The organism is Streptococcus parasanguinis (assembly GCF_016648925.1).
Lineage (GTDB): Bacteria > Bacillota > Bacilli > Lactobacillales > Streptococcaceae > Streptococcus.
In genome coordinates this window covers 26,836-46,485 of record NZ_JACLQX010000018.1, presented here as the reverse complement: position 1 = coordinate 46,485, position 19,650 = coordinate 26,836, and the positions used below count along the sequence as shown (strand labels likewise).

General features: G+C 42.5%; 23 protein-coding genes. 2 read left to right on the top strand and 21 right to left on the bottom strand.

Features of this window, described 5'->3' with window-relative positions:
- Positions 1–100: 100 nt before the first annotated feature.
- The 14 genes from yidD to H7T97_RS07350 all read right to left on the bottom strand — a co-directional run bounded on the left by yidD (position 101) and on the right by H7T97_RS07350 (position 9,544).
- Entirely contained in the window at positions 101–343 is a 243-nt protein-coding gene (gene yidD / locus H7T97_RS07415) for a membrane protein insertion efficiency factor YidD (RefSeq protein WP_049486129.1), read from the bottom strand.
- On the bottom strand, positions 340–1,071 hold the full coding sequence (locus H7T97_RS07410) for a pseudouridine synthase (RefSeq protein WP_003005375.1): 732 nt from the start codon (positions 1,069–1,071) through the stop codon (positions 340–342). Before H7T97_RS07410 ends, yidD begins: the two co-directional genes overlap by 4 nt.
- Positions 1,061–1,630 (bottom strand): SMC-Scp complex subunit ScpB, encoded by a 570-nt coding sequence (scpB, locus tag H7T97_RS07405; protein WP_070587004.1) that lies wholly within the window; start codon positions 1,628–1,630, stop codon positions 1,061–1,063. The genes H7T97_RS07410 and scpB overlap by 11 nt, the downstream gene beginning before the upstream one ends.
- Positions 1,614–2,333 (bottom strand): segregation/condensation protein A, encoded by a 720-nt coding sequence (locus H7T97_RS07400; protein WP_049472072.1) that lies wholly within the window; start codon positions 2,331–2,333, stop codon positions 1,614–1,616. Before H7T97_RS07400 ends, scpB begins: the two co-directional genes overlap by 17 nt.
- The gene (gene xerD / locus H7T97_RS07395; protein WP_003005319.1) at positions 2,333–3,064 is read right to left on the bottom strand and encodes a site-specific tyrosine recombinase XerD; all 732 of its coding nucleotides are present in this window, start codon (positions 3,062–3,064) and stop codon (positions 2,333–2,335) included. Before xerD ends, H7T97_RS07400 begins: the two co-directional genes overlap by 1 nt.
- Complete coding sequence (gene cbpB, locus H7T97_RS07390; RefSeq protein WP_195227446.1) at positions 3,061–3,522, bottom strand: cyclic-di-AMP-binding protein CbpB; 462 nt, start codon at positions 3,520–3,522, stop codon at positions 3,061–3,063. The genes xerD and cbpB overlap by 4 nt, the downstream gene beginning before the upstream one ends.
- The gene (locus H7T97_RS07385) at positions 3,519–4,040 is read right to left on the bottom strand and encodes a metallophosphoesterase (protein WP_195227445.1); all 522 of its coding nucleotides are present in this window, start codon (positions 4,038–4,040) and stop codon (positions 3,519–3,521) included. Before H7T97_RS07385 ends, cbpB begins: the two co-directional genes overlap by 4 nt.
- A complete protein-coding gene (locus tag H7T97_RS07380) occupies positions 4,016–4,993 on the bottom strand; it encodes a nucleoside-triphosphate diphosphatase (protein WP_195227444.1) in 978 nt (325 codons plus the stop codon). The genes H7T97_RS07385 and H7T97_RS07380 overlap by 25 nt, the downstream gene beginning before the upstream one ends.
- Positions 4,990–5,784: a glutamate racemase gene (racE, locus tag H7T97_RS07375; RefSeq protein WP_195227443.1), complete on the bottom strand. Its 795-nt coding sequence runs from the start codon at positions 5,782–5,784 to the stop codon at positions 4,990–4,992. Before racE ends, H7T97_RS07380 begins: the two co-directional genes overlap by 4 nt.
- Positions 5,785–5,861: 77 nt before the next feature.
- Positions 5,862–6,107: a YneF family protein gene (locus tag H7T97_RS07370; RefSeq protein WP_195189419.1), complete on the bottom strand. Its 246-nt coding sequence runs from the start codon at positions 6,105–6,107 to the stop codon at positions 5,862–5,864.
- Positions 6,108–6,162: 55 nt separating this feature from the next.
- A complete protein-coding gene (locus tag H7T97_RS07365) occupies positions 6,163–7,413 on the bottom strand; it encodes a diaminopimelate decarboxylase (protein WP_049482903.1) in 1,251 nt (416 codons plus the stop codon).
- Between the two features lie 95 nt (positions 7,414–7,508).
- Positions 7,509–8,195: a Bax inhibitor-1/YccA family protein gene (locus H7T97_RS07360; RefSeq protein ID WP_201089930.1), complete on the bottom strand. Its 687-nt coding sequence runs from the start codon at positions 8,193–8,195 to the stop codon at positions 7,509–7,511.
- A gap of 28 nt (positions 8,196–8,223) precedes the next feature.
- Positions 8,224–8,715, bottom strand: coding sequence for an HDIG domain-containing metalloprotein (locus tag H7T97_RS07355; RefSeq protein WP_003005617.1), 492 nt, complete (start codon positions 8,713–8,715; stop codon positions 8,224–8,226).
- 82 nt (positions 8,716–8,797) lie between these two features.
- Complete coding sequence (locus H7T97_RS07350) at positions 8,798–9,544, bottom strand: TrmH family RNA methyltransferase (protein ID WP_049523730.1); 747 nt, start codon at positions 9,542–9,544, stop codon at positions 8,798–8,800.
- A 73-nt stretch (positions 9,545–9,617) separates the two neighbouring features.
- On the opposite strand from H7T97_RS07350, the gene H7T97_RS07345 reads away from it, so the two are divergent.
- Complete coding sequence (locus tag H7T97_RS07345; RefSeq protein ID WP_023918900.1) at positions 9,618–9,896, top strand: acylphosphatase; 279 nt, start codon at positions 9,618–9,620, stop codon at positions 9,894–9,896.
- Between the two features lie 77 nt (positions 9,897–9,973).
- The gene (gene yidC / locus H7T97_RS07340; protein ID WP_003008377.1) at positions 9,974–10,891 is read left to right on the top strand and encodes a membrane protein insertase YidC; all 918 of its coding nucleotides are present in this window, start codon (positions 9,974–9,976) and stop codon (positions 10,889–10,891) included.
- 154 nt (positions 10,892–11,045) lie between these two features.
- On the opposite strand, the gene greA is transcribed toward yidC, so the two are convergent.
- The 7 genes from greA to H7T97_RS07305 form a co-directional block, all read right to left on the bottom strand.
- The gene (gene greA / locus H7T97_RS07335; RefSeq protein WP_003005389.1) at positions 11,046–11,528 is read right to left on the bottom strand and encodes a transcription elongation factor GreA; all 483 of its coding nucleotides are present in this window, start codon (positions 11,526–11,528) and stop codon (positions 11,046–11,048) included.
- A gap of 57 nt (positions 11,529–11,585) precedes the next feature.
- On the bottom strand, positions 11,586–13,115 hold the full coding sequence (gene mltG / locus H7T97_RS07330) for an endolytic transglycosylase MltG (protein WP_463260688.1): 1,530 nt from the start codon (positions 13,113–13,115) through the stop codon (positions 11,586–11,588).
- A 59-nt stretch (positions 13,116–13,174) separates the two neighbouring features.
- The gene (locus H7T97_RS07325; RefSeq protein WP_176745539.1) at positions 13,175–13,684 is read right to left on the bottom strand and encodes a GNAT family N-acetyltransferase; all 510 of its coding nucleotides are present in this window, start codon (positions 13,682–13,684) and stop codon (positions 13,175–13,177) included.
- A gap of 12 nt (positions 13,685–13,696) precedes the next feature.
- Positions 13,697–14,113, bottom strand: a complete 417-nt coding sequence (locus H7T97_RS07320; protein ID WP_024054776.1) for a GNAT family N-acetyltransferase — start codon at positions 14,111–14,113, stop codon at positions 13,697–13,699.
- An 81-nt stretch (positions 14,114–14,194) separates the two neighbouring features.
- Positions 14,195–15,529: a UDP-N-acetylmuramate--L-alanine ligase gene (murC, locus tag H7T97_RS07315; protein ID WP_024054775.1), complete on the bottom strand. Its 1,335-nt coding sequence runs from the start codon at positions 15,527–15,529 to the stop codon at positions 14,195–14,197.
- A 9-nt stretch (positions 15,530–15,538) separates the two neighbouring features.
- A complete protein-coding gene (locus tag H7T97_RS07310) occupies positions 15,539–16,189 on the bottom strand; it encodes a hypothetical protein (RefSeq protein WP_003017389.1) in 651 nt (216 codons plus the stop codon).
- Between the two features lie 55 nt (positions 16,190–16,244).
- Positions 16,245–19,343, bottom strand: a complete 3,099-nt coding sequence (locus H7T97_RS07305; protein WP_031575506.1) for a DEAD/DEAH box helicase — start codon at positions 19,341–19,343, stop codon at positions 16,245–16,247.
- Positions 19,344–19,650 lie beyond the last annotated feature (307 nt).

Here is a 19,650-nt window from a genome sequence, read left to right as displayed (position 1 = left end):
GTAGAGCCCACTCAACCACTGCGTCTTGCTCGACAATCCAAAAATAATTGAGAGGCTAGGACTTTTGTCCCAGCCTCGTTTCTGTTTATTTGCGATCGTCCTATTTTGATTCTTCATTTCGCTTCAGACTAAAATGGTCTGGCAAGGGGTCCGGTCCTGCTTTGGTTCCAGGATGGCAACGTAGAATCCTCGCAATCCCCATCAAGACACCTTTCACACCAAAACGTTCAATCGCTTGGATCATATAATTGGAACAGGTCGGTTGAAAGCGACAAGAAGGCGGAAATAGGGGAGAAATCCATTTTTGATAGCCTCTGACCAGTGCAATTAGGATTGTTTTCATGCTTTTTTAGATTTAGTTACTGCTAGATTGTGCAGTTGGCTGATTTCTTTTTTGTTCAAGCGACGGTATTCACCCGGACGTAGCCCTGAGACGTCCAAATTTCCAAACTGGGTCCGGGAGAGTTTATCCACTAAAAGTCCCACCGCTTCAAACATCTTTTTAACCTGGTGGTTACGCCCTTCATGAATGGTCAACTGAACCACTGAACGGTTCTTTTCAACATCGACTTTTAAAATCTCGTAAGTCGCTGGCTTGGTTTTCTTTCCATCAATGGTCACCCCTCGCGTCAAGGGACGCAAGTTTTCCTTATTGGCAATCCCTTTGACACGCGCCACATAGACCTTATCAATTTCATTGCGCGGGTGAATCATCTCATCTGTAAAATCACCATCATTGGTCAAAATCAAGACACCAGATGTATCCCAGTCCAAACGTCCCACTGGGTAGATGCGCTCTGGTACTTGAGATAAAAGGTCAACGACTGTTGTCCGCCCTTTATCATCTGATACACTAGAGATGACGCCACGTGGCTTATTTAAAAGATAATAGACCTTTTCTTCGTTATAGATTGGAGTCCCTTCTACTTCAACCTGATCACCGGTTTTAATGATAGTCGCTAATTCACGCACAACTTGGCCATTGACCGTCACCAAGCCTTGCTTGATCAGTTCTTCGGCCTTGCGACGACTAGCCACGCCTGCATGGGCAATATATTTGTTAATTCTCATCTAGTTCCTCTGTTCTCTCTGAAAATAATTGACCTTCTTCTGGATCGATGTCCACTTCCTCAACCTTTGGCAATTCCTCCAAATGATTGATCCCCATATAATCCAAAAAATACTCCGTCGTGACATACAAATTAGGACGCCCGAGGACTTCTTTTTTTCCGTCTTCGCGGATCAGATCAAATGACAGTAGTTTGGTAATAGCACCACTGGAATTGACACCTCGAATATCATCGACCTCCACGCGGGTGATCGGTTGCTTATAAGCAATAATTGACAAGGTTTCAAGGGCAGCCCGAGACAAACTTTGGTTCATAGGCGTTCTAGAATAGTCTCGTAAAACCGAAGCGTAGTCTGCCTTTGTCACCAATTTATAACGGGAAGCTGTCTCCATCAAACACAGACTCGTACCTGTATCCTCCTGGTATTTTTGGGCCAATTTTTCTAAACTTTGCACCACACCTGTTGGGGGTAAAGAGAGAAGATCTGCGATTTGTCTGGCAGTAATTCCCTCTTCACCCGCTACAAATAAGAGTGCTTCAATTTCAGCTAATTTGCTCATGTTCAATCCTATTTAAGTAAATTTCTCCGAAAGCCGTATCCTGTACCACTGTGACCTCTTGGATCTTGATCAATTCAAGGGTTGCAAGAAATAGGGTAATGACCTCTTGGAGATCCGCTGCTTCTAGAAACAAGTCCTGTAAGAGAACTTGTGAGCGATCGTGGAATCGGTGACGCAGCTGGTCCATCAGATCCTCAATCTTGTATTCATCCTTGACAATGGTTGTATGGTTCTGGCGGAATTCTTCTTTTTTCTTCGTCAATAGTTTTGAGAAAGCCAAGAAGAGATCCACCGTGGTGCGATCATGAAGTAATTCGGTATCGTCATAGACCAATTCCATCTTTGGTTTCGAATAATAGAGGGCGCGCTCCTCGTGCTGCGAGGCCATCAACTCTCCTAATTGCTTGTAAGTACGGTACTCTTCCAATTGAGAAAGGAGGTCCTGCTCTAGATCCTCTGCTTCATCCATCTCCTCTGCGACCTTAGGAAGAAGTCTACGACTCTTGATCAGGGTTAATTGACTAGCCATCAGCATGTATTCCCCAGCTACCTCTAGTTTCATAGCTTGGAGAGTCGCTAGATAAGCCAGGTACTGTTCGATCACCTCAATCAAGGGGACCTCATAGATATCCATCTGGTATTTAGAGACCAAGTGGAGCAAGAGGTCCAAAGGCCCTTCAAAATCTTTAATTTTAATATCCATTATTTATATTTTTCTAATGTCACCATGGTTTTTAGGCCCAATTCACGCGCAATACTAAAGAGATCCACACCGAGTTCCCGTTGTTTCAAAATATACTGCTCACGAATCGATTGTGCCGAAAGGTCTTGGTTGCCTTTTTCGATCAAGAAGGCTTCTAATTGTCGGAATCCCCACTGACGAGAGTATGATTTTCCTTTATTATCAAAGAGATAGACACCATCCAGGAAGAGTTGCAACTCATCCAGTAAAGGCTCTGGAACTTTTAAAACCCGTTTTTGGCCATCTTTGCCCACTCGAATGACATGAAAGTCCAGCTGAATATCTTCGACCTTGACTTGGAGGATCTCACTTGGCAATAAGCCCATCTCCAGAATCAATAAGGCCATCAATCGTCCCTGTGGATTGGTTGATTCTTCCCAAAAATGGGTCAGATCCAACAATTCACGATCATGGGTCTTGGCCGGTTGAATTTTAGGCAAGACCAAACGATGGTATTCAGAAATAAAGCGTTCTTGATACAAATAATATAAAAATTGGTTAACAGCGGATAATTTTCGTTTTTGAACCGCCGGTTTAAAATCTTTTATCGAAGCTTGGTAAATTCTCAAATTTGTCGGTGTCACTTTTCCATGGATCGACTCAATAAATTGGTCCAAATCATAGAAATAGGCAGACTGAGAATTTTCACTTAATTCTTTTTGATCAATAAAACTTGCAATAAATTCTTTCATTTTGGAATCATCTCGTATTCATTTGAAAAATCATGCATTAGCGAATTGATGGCTTTAAGAATCGATTTCCGTGTAATAATCCCTTGGAAATACCCTTCTTCATCCACCACTGATAAGAAGGAGTCATCCACCAACTTATGAAGGACTTCTGTCAAATTGAAGTCTAAGCCGATGACCCCGACCTCCTTCTTTGCAACGTCTAAGATATCCATCGAGGCAAAAGTCTCCTCAGGAATCTCGTGTTTCAATTGATAAGATAGAATATCCGTTAGGGAGATCGTCCCCACAAACTTGCGTTCATCCGTCACTACCGGAATACGACTATAGCTAATCTGGCTCAACAACAAGACAGCATGGTCTACATTGTGGTTATCAATCAAGACCGCTAAATTTTTGGCTGGAGTTAAGAACGTCTCTTCCTGCGCCAGCAAGAAACGTTCAAATTCCTTTGCTATCATCTGCTAAACTCCTTTGTCAATTCAGGATACAACTCATGATCTCGCGTATAATACTCTACCCTATAGTTCGAATCCGTAATCTCTATCTTGGCATACAAACACTCTCGAATCAGACCGCGTGGCTGACTGATCGATCCAGGATTCACAAAGAGGGTTCTTCCTTCCTTCCAAGCATCTGGGATATGAAGGTGGCCGTAAAGACAGATATCTGCTTCTTCCTCTTGGGCCCACAGATCCAATTTTTGAAAACTAAAATTGATCTGGAAGAGATGCCCATGGGTCTGGATAATCCGTGTTGGCCCTAGTTGAGTCACCAAGCGTTCCGGATAGCCGTCATAAAAATCCATATTTCCTTGGACAACGTGGATCCCTTCCCAGACAGGATCGTCACTTTTTAGCTCAGAATCCCCATTGTGAAAGATCCCATCGACCTGGCCTAGGTATTTTTCTTTAATAGCTTCAACAATGGAGCGGTCTCCATGCGAGTCACTCATCACGATGATTGTTTGTTTTGCCATGATGGAAATACCTCCAATAACTTTTTAACAGCTAAAGCACGATGTGATTGTGTATTTTTTTCTTCTAGCGTTAATTCAGCAGCAGCACGGCCCGTTTCCCCAACTAAGAAGAGAGGATCATAGCCAAAGCCGTGTTCTCCTTTGGGCTCAAAATTAATATACCCTGGCCAATCAGCTTCCACCACTAGGCTTTCCCTGCCTGGTCTTGCAACCACCAAGGTCGTATGGAACTGAGCTGAACGATCTTTCAAATCAAAAACCATGGCCAATTCGTGCAACAATTTCGCATTGTTTTCCGCATCTGTCGCTCCAACTCCCGCAAAACGAGCTGACCAAACTCCTGGTAAGCCTCCCAAGATATCTACCTTCAAACCTGAATCATCCGCTAAGACTGTTTTCCCAGTTAGCTCTGCGATGGTTTCAGCTTTTAGGCGGGCATTCTCCTCAAAGGTCATCCCTGTTTCTTCGACTTCTGGAAGCTCTGGATACTGATTGAGGTTTTCCACTTCAAAGCCTAGCTTTTCAAACATATTACGGAATTCTTTGGTTTTTCCCTCATTTCGAGTCGCAATAAGAATCGTATCTTTGACCTTGTCTTGACCCAAGAAGGCTTCCAAATCCACCCCATCACTTGGCAAATGCAAATAGAGCAATTTCCCTTTTTCAACCAAGAGCAAGGCTCCTTGACGCTGGATAATTTCAAAAGATCTTCCCTTGACTTCATTCAAAATTTCAGTCAAAAAGGTTAGGAAACGAAAGGCTGATCCATAGCGCATCACCGATAGATTGAGAGGAAATCCTTCAGGATCCTTGGCAAAGAGAAGTTCCAGCTGGTCTAACAAAGTGGAAGCTCCCGCAGGCACTTGACTAAATTGATTGTAGTCTGCATCTTCTCCCCATTGGGCAATATACCAATCTTGGGAATCTTTGTATTCAAATAGTTTGTCACTCATAAATTTACGTGCTCCACATTCACTGAACGTTCTAGCCATTTTTCGGCAATCGCTGCAAAGCTATTGGCATTTGCAGTGGTATAAAAGCGGTAGGTCTGCTCTAAGAGTTCGCGGCTCTTATTGAGCTCAAAATAGTTTAATAAGACGGAAATATCCCGAACACACTCCGCTCCACTATCAATCAATTTGACATCCGGTCCCATCACATTTTGAATGATCGGTTTTAACAGGGGATAATGGGTGCATCCCAAGACTAAGGTATCAACCTTTCCAACTAGTGGTTTTAGGGTTTCGTAAACCACCTTTTTGGACACACTGGATGCCAACTCGTTGGATTCCACTAAAGGAACAAACTTGGGACAAGCTAAACTGGTGACTTTCATATCTGGTGCCAGACTTTGAATCTTCTCTTTATAAATTCCAGAAGAAACCGTCATCGGTGTCCCAATCACCCCAATTTTTTGATGGGTCGTTGATTTAATGGCTGCAGAAGCACCGGGCAAAATCACTCCTAAAACAGGAATATCAAGTTTTTCCTTGACTTCTTCCCAAACCACTGCAGTCGCTGTATTACAAGCTAACACAATCATCTTGACATTTTTGGTCAGAAGGAAGTTCACCATCTGCCAAGTATACTCGCGAATTTGGTCTGCTGGTCTAGGACCATAAGGTGCACGCGCTGAATCTCCAATATAGACGACATCTTCGTGAGGAAGCTGACGGAGCAATTCGCGGACAACTGTCAGGCCCCCTACTCCAGAATCTAAAAAACCAATCGGTCGGTTATCCATATCTCTTCCTTCCAAAAGGAGGGACTAAGAAATTCCTCCAAGCCCCTCTCATTTATTATCGTGAGATTGCCCCACTCTTATTTTTTCTTGTTTTTCGCCATTGCTGATTTTTGTTGGCTCACAATTTGGCGATAGACTTGTTGAACTTTTGCTTCGCTTGGACGTTGGCCACTCGCACCTAAAAGAGTCCGAACTGCTTCAACATTCAAACGGGGATTTGATGCAAATTCTTTTTCAAATTGACGACGAAGCAAGAACATTCCTGCAACCATCCCACCAAAGAAAGCCAAAATAATCAACAAAATTCCTAAAAAGAGATTCATACAATTTTCTCCGATCCATTATTTTTACATAACTATCATTATATCAGACAATCGCTTATTTTTCAATGTCAAAGCCGTAGAGTGTCGCAAGATAATCTTCTGGTTTTTCTGCTCGACGAATCAAACGGGCCTGCCCATCTTCTTGAAGCAAAACTTCTGCCGAACGCAACTTGGCATTGTACTGATAGCCCATTGAAAATCCATGGGCTCCAGTGTCATGGATCACGAGTAAATCTCCAATCTCCGTCACGGGTAGTTCTCGTTGTTTGGCAAATTTATCGTTGTTTTCACAGAGACTTCCCACGACATCGACCACTTCAGTTGGTTCATCTGAACGATCCATATTGGTAATATGGTGATAAGCACCGTACATAGCCGGTCTAAGAAGATTCACAGCTGAAGCATCGACACCCACATAGGTCCGGTAGGTTTTCTTTTTATGAGTGACTCTTGTTACCAGGAGGCCGTGTGAAGCCAGCATAAAGCGACCAAGCTCGGTATAGATTTTCACATGACCAAGTCCTGCTGGTTTAAGAATCGCATCAAAAACGCGATGCACGCCCTCCCCAATAATGGCAATATCATTTGGTTCTTGTTCTGGCTTGTAATTGACCCCAACTCCACCAGAGAGGTTGATGAAGCCCAAGTGGACACCTGTTTTCTCGACGACTTCTACTGCTAATTCAAAAAGTTGACGCGCTAGCTCTGGATAGTAGTCGTTGGATACAGTATTAGAAGCTAATAAAGCGTGAATGCCAAACTCTTCCACACCTAGTTCTTTCAACTCGATAAAGGCTTGGATCAATTGCTCCTTGGTCATTCCAAACTTGGCTTCTTCAGGATTGTCCATAATATCGGTTCCCAGTTCAAAAACTCCACCAGGATTATAGCGGCAAGAAATGACCTTGGGAATGCTAGTCACAGACTTCAAGAAAGCAATGTCTTCATAGGCGTCCAGATTGATCGTTGCCCCTAATTCTCTAGCATAGACAAATTCATCTGCTGGCGTATTGTTAGAAGAAAACATGATCTCTTTTCCACTAAAGCCCAGTTTATCCGCCATTAACAATTCCACGTAGCTGGCGGTGTCGACACCACAGCCCTCTTCTTGCAAAATTTTTAGGATCGATGGGTTAGGAGTCGCCTTGATGGCAAAGTATTCTTTAAAACCTTCATTCCAAGCAAAAGCTTGATGGAGAGCACGAGCCGTTTCACGAATTCCTGCTTCATCATAGAGATGGAAAGGGGTCGGAAATTCTTGGGTCAGGCTTTCTAATTGTTCACGGGTTACAAAGGGTGTTTTCATAAGCGCTCATTTCTATTCTTTAGTCACTATTAGTATAGCACAAGTCGAAAGACAAAAAAAGCCGAGGCAACTGCCCCAGCTCAATCTCTCTTTGATTAGTCGTTTCTTCCGAAGATACGAAGAAGGCTGATAAAGAGGTTGATAAAGTCAAGATAAAGTTCCAAAGCCATCGCTACTGCCCAACCTGTAGCAGGTTGACCATTTGTTTGATCATAGACATAGCGAATCTTTTGGTTATCCCAAGCTGTCAATCCTGCAAAGAGGAAGACAGAGATAATACTCAAGATATAGTCCATTCCAGAACTTCTCAAGAACATGTTCACAACAGAAGCAATGATCACACCGATCAAGACTCCCATCAAGGCACGTCCCGTTCCAGACAGGTCTTTTTTCACGACGCGTCCGATAGCTCCCATGACAATAAACATCAAGGCACTGACCAAGAAAGCCTTATAGACAGTTGCTTGCATGTAGCGAGCAATGATAAAGCTCAAGGTAAAGCCATTCAAAGCTGAGTAGATCAAGAAGATCGGAAGAGCAGACGGGCTATTTTTAACAGCCTTCCCACTTGCAACAAAGACCAAGATCAATTCTACAACCACTGCTGCGTAGTAAACCATTGGTGCGGTTGTCAAGATTTGTACGAAGAAGTCTTGAAAGACTGTCATCATCAGGCCAGACACAAGGGCTGAAATCCCCACACCGATCCCAACTAATGAGTAGATTTTGTTATAAAAAGCATTCAATCCACTTTGTTCTTGGATTACTGAATCATTATACATATTAACAAGTTCCTTTCAAATTTGTTTACTACGATTTTAACATTTTTCGATGAAAAAATCTCCTTTTAGCCATCTTTTTACGCCATGGTTCTGAAGCTTCTTTAACAGCCCAGTATTTATCCACCATGGTCACTACGAAGGATTCTTTGTAGCGAGGCGGAGCAAGGGTAGCTCCCCACATGTGTTTAATAATGATGTCTTCTTCCTTGGCATTGAGATCTGTGATCTTTCGTGCATTTCTCACGGCAATGCGGGGATGGATCCAGGCGTGACTTTTCGTAAACTTGGTCTCGCGCCAATCATAGTAAAAGAGGTCATGCAAGAGGCCACCCCGAGCCGTACTTTTGGCATCCCAACCAAATTTTTTAGCCAGTTTATAACTGGTATAGCTCACATGAATGGAATGCTCCAAACGATTGGAATGAATATGGTGGGGAATGTCGGCTAATTTTTGAACCTTAGGATGCTGGATCAGATGGCCTACATAGGTCATGTATTCTTTGTCACGATGATATTGCATAAGATAACCACCTTTCGTTGATAAGCTCTCCCAATAAGATCTCCATCAACTTCTTCTTACAGGTTAAGTATACTTCTTTTTCTCAAAATTTCCTTAAAGAAAACATCAAAATTCCTGCTGCCACTGCAACATTTAAACTCTCTGCCCGACCTGGCATGGGAATATGAACCAGCTGGTCTGCTTGTGCCGCCATTTCCTGGCTGATGCCATTTCCTTCATTCCCCATAACCAGGATAAACTGATCGGTCTGAGAAAGCTGACGGTAGTCAATGGAAGCTTCTGAAAGCGTCGTTGCGAGAACTGCTAGATGAGAGTGCGCAGCTCGCTCCAATAGTTCTTCTCGATCCAGTTTCCAGATAGGAATATGGAAATGACTGCCCTGCATGGATCGAAGGGTCTTGAGACTGTATAGATCAGCGGAGGCTTTCGAAAGCATGACGCCATCAAAACCTGCTGCATCTGCTGTTCGAATCATCGTCCCTACATTGCCAGGATCCTGTACATCCTCCAAATAGAGGAATCGCCCTTGTAGCTGATCCGGAAGCTCTGGCTGCTCTAGAAGAATCTCTGCGACAATCCCTTGAGGAGTCTTCGAATCTGCCAAGAGGCTTAAGATCTCCGGAGTCACGATAGTGACTTTTTGGATGTCCTCTACCCGGTCTAAATAGGCTTCTAAAACAAAGACCTGCCGAATCTTCGCATGATTTTCTACTGCCTCTTCAAACAGATGCCAGCCTTCAATGAGATAAGAATCTGTCCGGTATTTTTTTTGATGTAATTTTTTTGCATTTTTGATTACATTATTGGATTTAGACGTTATAATATTCATAGAACTATTATAGCACAAAGAAAAAGAAGAAATCATACCTCAGATAGATTTCTTCGAGTCAAGGAGGTCGCACATGCAAAAGGTAAAAATGATTGCCCAAGGACGGGTTCAAGGGGTTGGCTTTCGCTGGGGAGTCTACAGTCTTGCTTTAGAGATCGGTGGGATCACTGGCCGTGTCTGGAATAATGACGACGGAACAGTTGGCATTCTGGCACAGGCAGAGTCTAGTAGCCAAATGGCCAAATTCATCCAAGAAATTCGCAAAGGTCCTACGCCTTTTGCGCATGTGACTTATTTAGATGTTACGCTCGCAAACTTTGAAAACTATACAGACTTCAAAATTGCAAATTAAGACTAGAGAACTATTGTGTATTTTCAAAAAAAACAGTAGAATAGAAAGGTAACATTAAAAAAAAGAAGGAACTATTTGTGAAAAAAAATAAACTTGCATTACTTGCATCGATGGGACTAGCTTCGCTTGTCTTCTTATCAGGATGCGTGAGTGTCGATCGGAAAACTGGAAATCCGACTGGATTGATCTGGAATCTTCTTGGCCGTCCAATGGGCGAAGCCATCAAATTCTTTGCCAACAACCTTGGCTTAGGCTTTGGGATCGGGATTATTATCGTCACCTTGATCGTACGGTTAATCATCTTGCCACTTGGTTTGTACCAATCATGGAAGGCAACCTACCAATCTGAAAAGATGAACTACTTAAAACCTATCCTTGGGCCAATCCAAGAGCGCATGAAGAACGCTAGCACACAAGAAGAAAAGCTATTGGCGCAACAGGAATTAATGGCTGCTCAACGTGAAAATGGAGTTAGCATGTTTGGTGGAGTTGGGTGTTTGCCACTCTTGATCCAAATGCCATTCTTCTCAGCTCTCTTCTTTGCAGCTCAGCACACCAAAGGGGTAGCAGATAGTAGCTTCCTTGGCATTGCTCTCGGCAAACCAAGCTTGCTCTTGACAGCGATCGTAGCAGTTCTTTACTATATCCAAAGTATGCTTTCTCTTCATGGAATTGAAGATGAAACCCAAAAGGAAAGCATGCGCAAAGCATCACTGATGAGTCCGATTATGATCGGTGTCTTCTCATTGATCTCCTCAGCCGGAGTAACTCTTTACTGGGTAGTCGGTGGGGTGATCCAAATTATCCAACAATTTGTCATCAACTACTTGATTCGTCCAAATCTTCGCAAACGAGTCGCTGAGGAATACAAAAACAATCCTCCTAAAGCGACTAGTCACCGCGTGAAAAAAGATGTCACACCTACTGCAACGACACAAATCCAACACAAACCAAAAAACAACCGCAATGCAGGAAAACAACGCAATAGAAAGTAGTACAAACTACTAATTCTAGCGGTATACAGTAGCACTTGAACCCAAGGTTCAAGTGCTTTTTTTGATATCGTTCAGTCAGCAAAGAATTTTCACTCTCACAAAAAGATTAAGAGCACAAAAAAACAAGCCCTCTTGGAGGGCTTGCGTTTTATAGTTACGCTGTTTTTTCTACGTTCAAAATTTTCACTTGGTAGCTTCCAGCTGGTGTCTCAACAGTGACAACGTCACCTGTCTTCTTACCAATCAAAGCGTGACCGATTGGGCTTTCGTTAGAAATCTTTCCTGCAAAGGCATCTGCCCCTGCTGAACCAACGATGCTGTATACTTCTTCATCTGTTTCGCCAACTTCTTGAACTGTAACGGTTTTTCCGATCGCTACTTCGTCTACTGCAACAGCGTCACTATCGACGATTTCTGCATAACGGATTTTTGTTTCCAAGCTAGAGATTTGACCTTCAACAAAAGCTTGTTCATCTTTTGCCGCTTCATACTCAGAGTTTTCTGAGAGGTCACCATATGAACGAGCGATCTTAATCCGTTCCACCACTTCAGGTCGACGGACCAATTTCAATTCTTCTAATTCTTGTTCCAATTTTTCTTTTTCTGCTAGGGTCATTGGGTATGTTTTTTCTGCCATTATTCTTCTCTTTCTATTATTTGAATGAAAAAGCTGTGGACGCGCCACATGCTTTTTCTAGTTTGAACTTGCTTGTGTCAATTTACTATTGACGTGTTCTTCAACATTTTTATTGTGTTCTTCGTATGTCTTAGCGAAGAAAACTTCACCATTTTCGACATTTGCGACAAAATACAAGTAATCGGTCTTACTTGGGTTCACCACCGCTTCGATCGCTGATACTCCAGGGTTATCCACTGGGCCAGGCATCAAGCCGGTATTCTTATAAATATTATAAGGTGAATCCAGCTCTGTATTGATCGTTGCATCTTCTTTTAAGGTCGTCTTTTGACCAAGTTTCCCTTCTGCATAAAGAATTGCAATATTACTTTGCAAAGGCATGTCTTGGTTCAAGCGGTTATAGAAGACACTCGCGATATCTTTGCGGTCCTGATCCGTCGCCCCTTCTTTTTCAACCAAGGAAGCAAGAGTCAATACTTCGTTTACATTGATGTTCTTGCTCTCAAGTGTTTCATAGTATGGGCTTAAGTTTTGATCCATTGCCGCAAGCATCTGATCGATCATCTCTTTCACTGTGGTATCTTTCCCATAGTTATAAGTTGCTGGGAAGAGATAACCTTCTAAACGGTAGCGAACACCAGAATCCTTACTTGGCAGATTCGCCAAGAGCTTAGGATATTTGGCCACCATCTTCTCAATAAAGGCATCGTCTTGGACAGCCTTCAAGAAATCTTCTTTCTTAAATGGAGTCTTGCCTGCCTTCTTAGTGGAGACATTGGTGGTGATAGCCGTCGCAATCTGATCGATCGTATAACCTTCTGGAATCGTGACCTTTCCAAGAACTGGAGCCTGAGGAGTTTTGGTTCCCTCTTCTTGCAGTTTTTGGATGATGGTTTCTAGATCCATGCTCTTTTGCAAATTGAAATAACCAGATTTGAAATTGCTATAGTTCTTGAACTTGGTATAGTAGTTAAAGAACTGACCATTTTTCACGAGTCCTTTTTTCTCAAGGATCGCGCCAATCTCACGATTACTTGAACCTGCTGGAATCTCAACCGTTACGAATTCTGTTGCATTTTTATCCATCGGCTTGACAGCTGAATGGATATAGGTCACAGCAAAGATCCCTGTAGCTACGATCACAATCAGCAAAAGGCTGACTACTGTCCGCACAATTCGTTTAGCGATTTTATTTTGTTTCTTTTGTTTTTGTTGGCGCTGGTTACGAGAAGAGCGCGATAAGCTTTCCTCTACCGGTTCCTGACTTGGTTCTTTTTTAGCAGGCTTTGTAAGCTCACTCTTTTCTTCCACAGCAGGAGTCGCCTTTACCGGCTCCACTGGTTCTTCTTTGGGAGCCAACGCAGATTCTTCTACTTTTGGAGGTAGTGTTGCTTCTTCCTCCTCTTTCAGTGAAGAAGGGGTTTCAATACTTCGATCAGGTAGATCATACTCTTTTTCGATTTTTAGAAGTTGCTCATTGGCCTCTTCTAAGTCTCTGAGGATCTGCTCTTTGAAGCTTAATAACTTCTCACTGTCTTGTGATTTATCAGTCAAATAATTGACCTCCCTCATCATAATCCTTAATATTATATCTTAAAAGATTTAGAAAAGCAATACAAATCGCCTTTCTTCTTTAAAATACCTATTTAATCAAGTTTTTCATTTTCCCAGACCAGATTGTACCAAACTTCACCCGCATATTGGGATTCTGACCGGCCTTCATTGGTAAATCCTTGCTTTTCATAATAAGGAATCAAATAATCATGACAGGTCAAATTGATCCCTTGGCGATTATCTTTCAACGCAATCTCTTTCATCGCTTCAAGCAAAAGGGTTCCCACTCCAAGTCCTTGAGCTTCTTTAGCAATGGATAGACTCGTAATGGAAATAAAGCCCTGTTCTAACTGACTTAGATCTTCAACCTCTGAAAAAGAGGAATCGATCAAATAGCGCTCCGGTCTAACAGGTCCTTCTAAATAGCCTAAAATCTGACCCTGGCACTCTGCTACAAGAAATGTCGTTTGAATCTTTTCGATGTGATCTTTTAAAATCTCACGCGCAATCGCTTCTTCTTCTGAGAAATTCTCAAGCTCAATGCGCTCGATGGCATCCAAATCCTGCAGCTCTGCCTGTCTAATGTGAATCTTTTCTTTCATCATTTACTCCTTCTATCGTTCCCAAACCATATGGACACCTCGATCAGACTCAGCTTCATCTCGAAATCCTTGCTGGGAAAAATAAGATAGTAAGTCTTCTGGGCAATCGATCCAAATGGCTTCCTTTTCCTTTTGAACAGCTAGATCCTTTAAAGCAGCGATTAAAATAGAACCATAGCCTTGACCTTGAAAGGCTGGTCTCACTGCTAGTCGCAATACAATTAGGTCTCTTTTTAAAGGCTGGTCTTCTGTCGCCAACAAGTAAGCCACAGCATCCCCCGCCTGCTCTGCAAGCAAAGAAATGGCTTCCTTCGAACCTAGCGCTTCCTCAAGAGTGGCCCTGTGCTCCTTTCCTTCATTGCCATGAAGTTCTTCTTCTAGTAACAGCAGCTGTTCTTGATCAGCTGGGGTGATTGATCGAATCATCATCCTGCTTTCCTCATCTCATACTCCTTCAGTGGACAGATAAATTTGAGTCTGGAACCAAAAGATTCCAGACTCAATCATCTCTTATTGTACACTATGTGTCAAACTAGATAATAAACGCTCAAATGAGTATTCATAGGTTTGAATATCTCCTGCTCCCATAAAGACATAGACTGCATTATCATGGTCAAGAAGAGGAGAAACATTCTCAGCTGTAATAATCGCTGAGCGTTTGACAATTTTTGCTTCCAAATCTTCAACTTTCACATCGCCGTGATCGACTTCACGCGCAGAGCCATAGATCTGTGCCAAGTAAACAGCATCTGCTTGATTCAAGGCTTCTGCAAATTCATCTAACAAGGCAATGGTCCGTGTAAAGGTATGTGGTTGGAAAATGGCCACAATCTCTTTACTTGGGTATTTTTGACGGGCCGCATCCAAGGTTGCAATAATTTCCGTTGGATGGTGCGCAAAGTCATCGATGATCACTGTTCCATTGACTACTTTTTCAGTAAAGCGACGTTTCACTCCAGCAAAGGTCTTCAAATGCTCGCGGACTAAATCTAAATCAAATCCTGCAATGTAAAGCAAACCAATGACTGCTGTAGCATTCATGATGTTGTGACGACCAAATGTTGGGATATGGAATTGCCCCAAATCTTCTCCACGGAAATGAACGTTGAAGGTTGAACCTGTCGTTGAGCGAAGCAAGTTGCTTGCCACAAAATCGTTCGTCTCCTTATCAAAACCATAGTAATAAATTGGTGCTGATGAGGTAATCCGACGCAATTCTTTGTCTTCTCCGTAGATGAAGAGGCCCTTACTGATTTGTTTGGCATAATCGTTAAAAGCATTAAAGACATCTTCCAAGCTCGTGAAATAGTCTGGATGGTCGAAGTCAATATTGGTGATGATGCTGTATTCAGGATGGTAAGGCATAAAGTGGCGTTCATACTCATCTGATTCAAAGACAAAGTATTTGGCTGCTGCAGAGCCACGACCTGTCCCGTCACCAATCAAATAACTGGTGTCAGTGATATTTGATAAGACGTGAGAAAGCATCCCTGTTGTCGAGGTTTTTCCGTGTGCTCCGGCAACCCCCATGCTGACGAAGTCACGCATAAATTCACCAAGGAATTCATGGTAGCGTTTATAAGTTAGGCCATGCTCATCTGCATAAGCAATTTCCACATTGTTATCTGGACGGAAAGCATTCCCGGCAATGAGGATCTTGTCGCCTTCCAAATTTTTCACATCAAATGGATAAATTTGAATTCCTACTTGTTCCAAGCCACGTTGCGTAAAGTAATACTTCTCAACATCTGACCCTTGAACCGTATGTCCCATTTGGTGAAGCATGAGGGCTAAAGCACTCATCCCTGCTCCTTTAATTCCAATAAAATGGTATGTATTAGACATGTTTTCTCCTTATTCTTGATCTAGATGGGTTAAATCCAATTCTTGTTTGATTGGCTGTGGTTTCAACTTGTGCTGATCTTTATTGTATATTTGGCTAGTCTTTAAGAAATCATAATTGTTTTTCTTTTCAGTCGGTTCTGCCACTTCTGGTTCTCCTGCAGATTCGAACTCTGCAAGGATCAACTGATCTTGTCGTAATCGTTTGCTATATTTCAATAATTCACCCGGATTTTCCTTTTGGAAGGGAGCCGTTGGCTGACCAGGTTTTCGTTCAGAAATAAATGGTTTTTTCCGTTTACTTGTAGTAGCTGCTGGATCCGTTGTCAGATAGGGAGCTGTGCGTTTCTTTTTCAGATCTTCACGAGCGCGCTCTCTCGCTTCCTCTGCATAACGATTGGCTGGGCTTTTTTTATCAATCGGCTCTTTAAAATCAGGTTTTCTTACTGGCCGTCTTTTCGGTAGGGGCTCTTCTAATGGTTGGTGGTAAGGATGCTTAGGTTTGGTATTTTCAGCAATCGGTTGCCATTCCAAATAATTTTTATCCACATAGTCGCCTGTAATGTTACTAATCAAGTCTGTTTCATCATACAGGTTCATGTGGGGCATCTCTGTTAACATCAACTCATTATCCCCTACTTGAGGAAAATATTTTTCTGTCATGCTTTCTTCCTTTCGACACTCCATTAATTATAAACTATTCACAGAATTTTTCAAGCTATTCTGACTGAATTCCAAGAATCTCACGAATTTCCTCAACCGATAAACTAGATCGTGTTTCCGTTCCGTCTAAAATCGTTGAGACCAAGTGTCTTTTGGAAGCTTGTAGTTCTTGGATTTTTTCTTCGATCGTACCACGAGTAATCATGCGGTAAACTTCAACATTTTGTTCCTGTCCCATTCGATGGGCACGTCCAATAGCCTGGTCTTCCACTGCAGGATTCCACCACAAATCGACTAAGATGACCGTATCGGCACCAGTGAGGTTCAATCCAACCCCTCCAGCCTTCAGAGAAATGAGAAAAGCATGGCGCTCACCTGCATTAAAAGCATTGGTCATTTCTTGTCGATCTTTAGCGGGAGTAGAACCTGTGATTTTAAAGGAGGTCATGCCAAGCTGGTCAATCTCCTGCTCTAGGATATCCAGCATGCCTCTAAATTGAGAGAAGATCAAAACCCGGTGTTCGCCATCCTTGATTTGACCCAAAAGATCTCGAAGGCTCTCCAATTTCCCACTATCTCCCTGATAGTCTTCCATAAAGAGGGCGGGGGTATCACAGATTTGGCGAAGGCGCATGAGACCCGAGAGAATTTCCACCTTACTCCGATTTAGTTCTTCCTCGCTAGAGCTTCGAACCCGATCTTGAATTTGTTTTAATTGAGCCAAATAGATCGTTTTTTGGCTTTCATCCAACTCATTGTGATAGGTTGTTTCAATCAAGTCCGGTAATTCTTGGAGCACTTCATCTTTTTTCCGTCTCATGACAAAAGGTTTGACAAATCGTGCAATGGTCTCAGGACTCAATTTTTGAAATTCTCTTTTAGCTGGGAAGAGCCCTGGAAGGACAATTTGGAAAATGGACCAGAGTTCACCCACATGATTTTCAATCGGTGTCCCAGATAGGGCAAACACATGCGGAACCTCAAAGCCACGTAAGTGTTGGGCAATCTTGGTTTGGGCATTTTTCATGACCTGGGCTTCATCTAGAATCAAGTACTCATACTGATTTTTCTGGTATTCCTCCACATCTTGACGAAAAGACGCGTAACTAGTGATAACTACCTGTGGATTGGTTGCGATGAGTTCATCTCGGTGCTGCTTGAGACCATAGACGACTGCCACTTCCATCTGAGGAGCGAATTTTGAAAATTCTTGTTTCCAATTGTAGATGAGACTAGATGGAGCTAGAATCAAGATTTTAGTTTCTTTTTTTGCGACACTGGTCAAGAAGGAAATAGTCTGCAGGGTTTTCCCAAGCCCCATATCATCCGCTAAAATACCACCAAAACCATAATGATTTAACATGGAGAACCATTTAACCCCTGTTTCTTGGTAATCCCTTAGGGTCGCTTGGATTGTCATCTGAGGGAGTTGGAAGTCTTCTGGATGAGTCAAATCATGAGCTAAATTTCGAAAGTCTTCTGAAAAATGAACATTGTCTTGATCTGCCAACAAATCAGATAGCTGATAAGCGGCAATCCGGCGGGCTTGTAGTTTCCCACCCTTGCTCATTTTCGCCCGCAGATCTGCTAAGGCTCGACTGATCTTCTTGGTTTCTTCATCAAAGACAAGAACTTTCCCTGTATGGCTGACAAAATAGTCTTTTTGCCCTACTAGAGCTTTGAGGACCTGGTCCACTTCGGCTGGATCCACACTTTCAAAGTCAAAACCGATCTCCAGTAGACTGCCATTGGTTTTAACATCAATTTTTGGACGCTCCACTTGATAAAGATCTAAAAGGCTATCAGAGAGGGTAACCTCTCCTAAGGCTTCAAAAGTCGGGATCTGTTGGTGAAAGAATGGATAGATTTGCTCACTTGATAAAGGACTTCTTTGGGAAGAAAAATCATCCGTAAAACCTGCTGCTAGCATGGTTGAAAAAACTTCTTGCTCCTTATCGAAATCACTAGAATAAGGAAGATTGAGAAGTTCCTCACGCGTGGTCACCACACGATCCTGGTATTGAAAGACAACATCCAGTAATACAGTCTGATCCTGTGCTAGATCAAAATGAAATTCCGGAGTGAAATCGTGGATTAAAAAGCTGGTCGGGGCTGTTATTTGTCCCAGTTTTTTGAACTCTTTTAAACTATAGGAAAGTTTGGTCTGATCCGTTGGATCAAAATGCAGGCGTTTTTTTCGATCTTGATCCATTGGTAAGTCTTGAATCGCCTTCCATAAGGTCCGCTGTTGGGGCGTCAGGTGATAGAAGACACCATTTCGAAACAGGTAAACAGCAGACTCGACAACCTTCACTTGTGGCTCAGTAATGATCAATTCGTAAAAATCACCATGGTCTTCCACCTGAAAATGAAAGAGATCTTCCTCCCCATGGACATCCTGAAAATAGACTTCAGAAAAATCATACAAGCTGTATTGCAAGAGGAAGGAATCCAAATTCATTAGTAATTCTACAGCTTCTTCAAAGAGAGTCGGTGGAAAATAAAGATGGCGCCCAGCATTGGGAAAGAAATCTTGCTCTTTCGAGCCACTATCTGTGACCAAGCCTTGTAGGAAATTGATCACATCCTGACTAGGCCCATCAAATTCTAAGTAAGAAATGGGTTCATAGTAACTTTTGCCAATTGCAAAGTGGCCTTCTTTCTGAAGGGTCTGCAAAAAAGCTAGCACATCTCTGATCACATAAGAACGCTCGTCTGGCAAGCGACGAATGCGAAGGGTCCACAAGAATTGACCAGAGTATTCATCCTCCTGCCCGACTGCTGATAAGACATAGCGAGTTTCTTTCTTTTCGATTTTTGGAAGGACCTGGTCTAAAAACAAACTTCCAAAAGAGACCTTCTCCTGCGTTTCTTCAGTCGCCGTGGCATCTTCTTCAAGGCTTGTAAGAGCTGCTTTCCCACTGTCATCATTCTTCAAAAAAGCTTCCACAGCTGCTAGATGTGTACAGAATTTTTTCTTTTGAAAGAAAGCACAGCTACAAAAAACAGCATCGTCGTCCAAACTGTACCGCAAGCTTTCTTCTTCCACCCGAAAATATAGGTATTTTTCTTTTACTTCCTGAAGGGAAACCTTCCCAGCTTCATAGAGAAGGCTCCCTTGTGAACGAACCTTCCCAGGAATTAATTTTGCCATGTTTACCACCTTAGATTAATCCCTTTATTATACCATATTTAAGCAAAAATTAGAAAAAATAGTCATCATCTTGAAAGGATTTTAGCCCGTTTTTTACCTGATTTCGTAACGCTCTCAGTTCAAACAGCTATCCCTAATATCTATCTGTTAACTGTTTGATCGAATAGCTAAACAACGGGAATAGCAAAATCCCGATTGCTCATAGAGAAAAGAAAAAACACGACCTTATTTTTTAATAAAATCCCCAGCAATAGGATCAAGAGCTCCAAGCTTACGATCGAACCGAGAAACAGGAGATACAGATAGA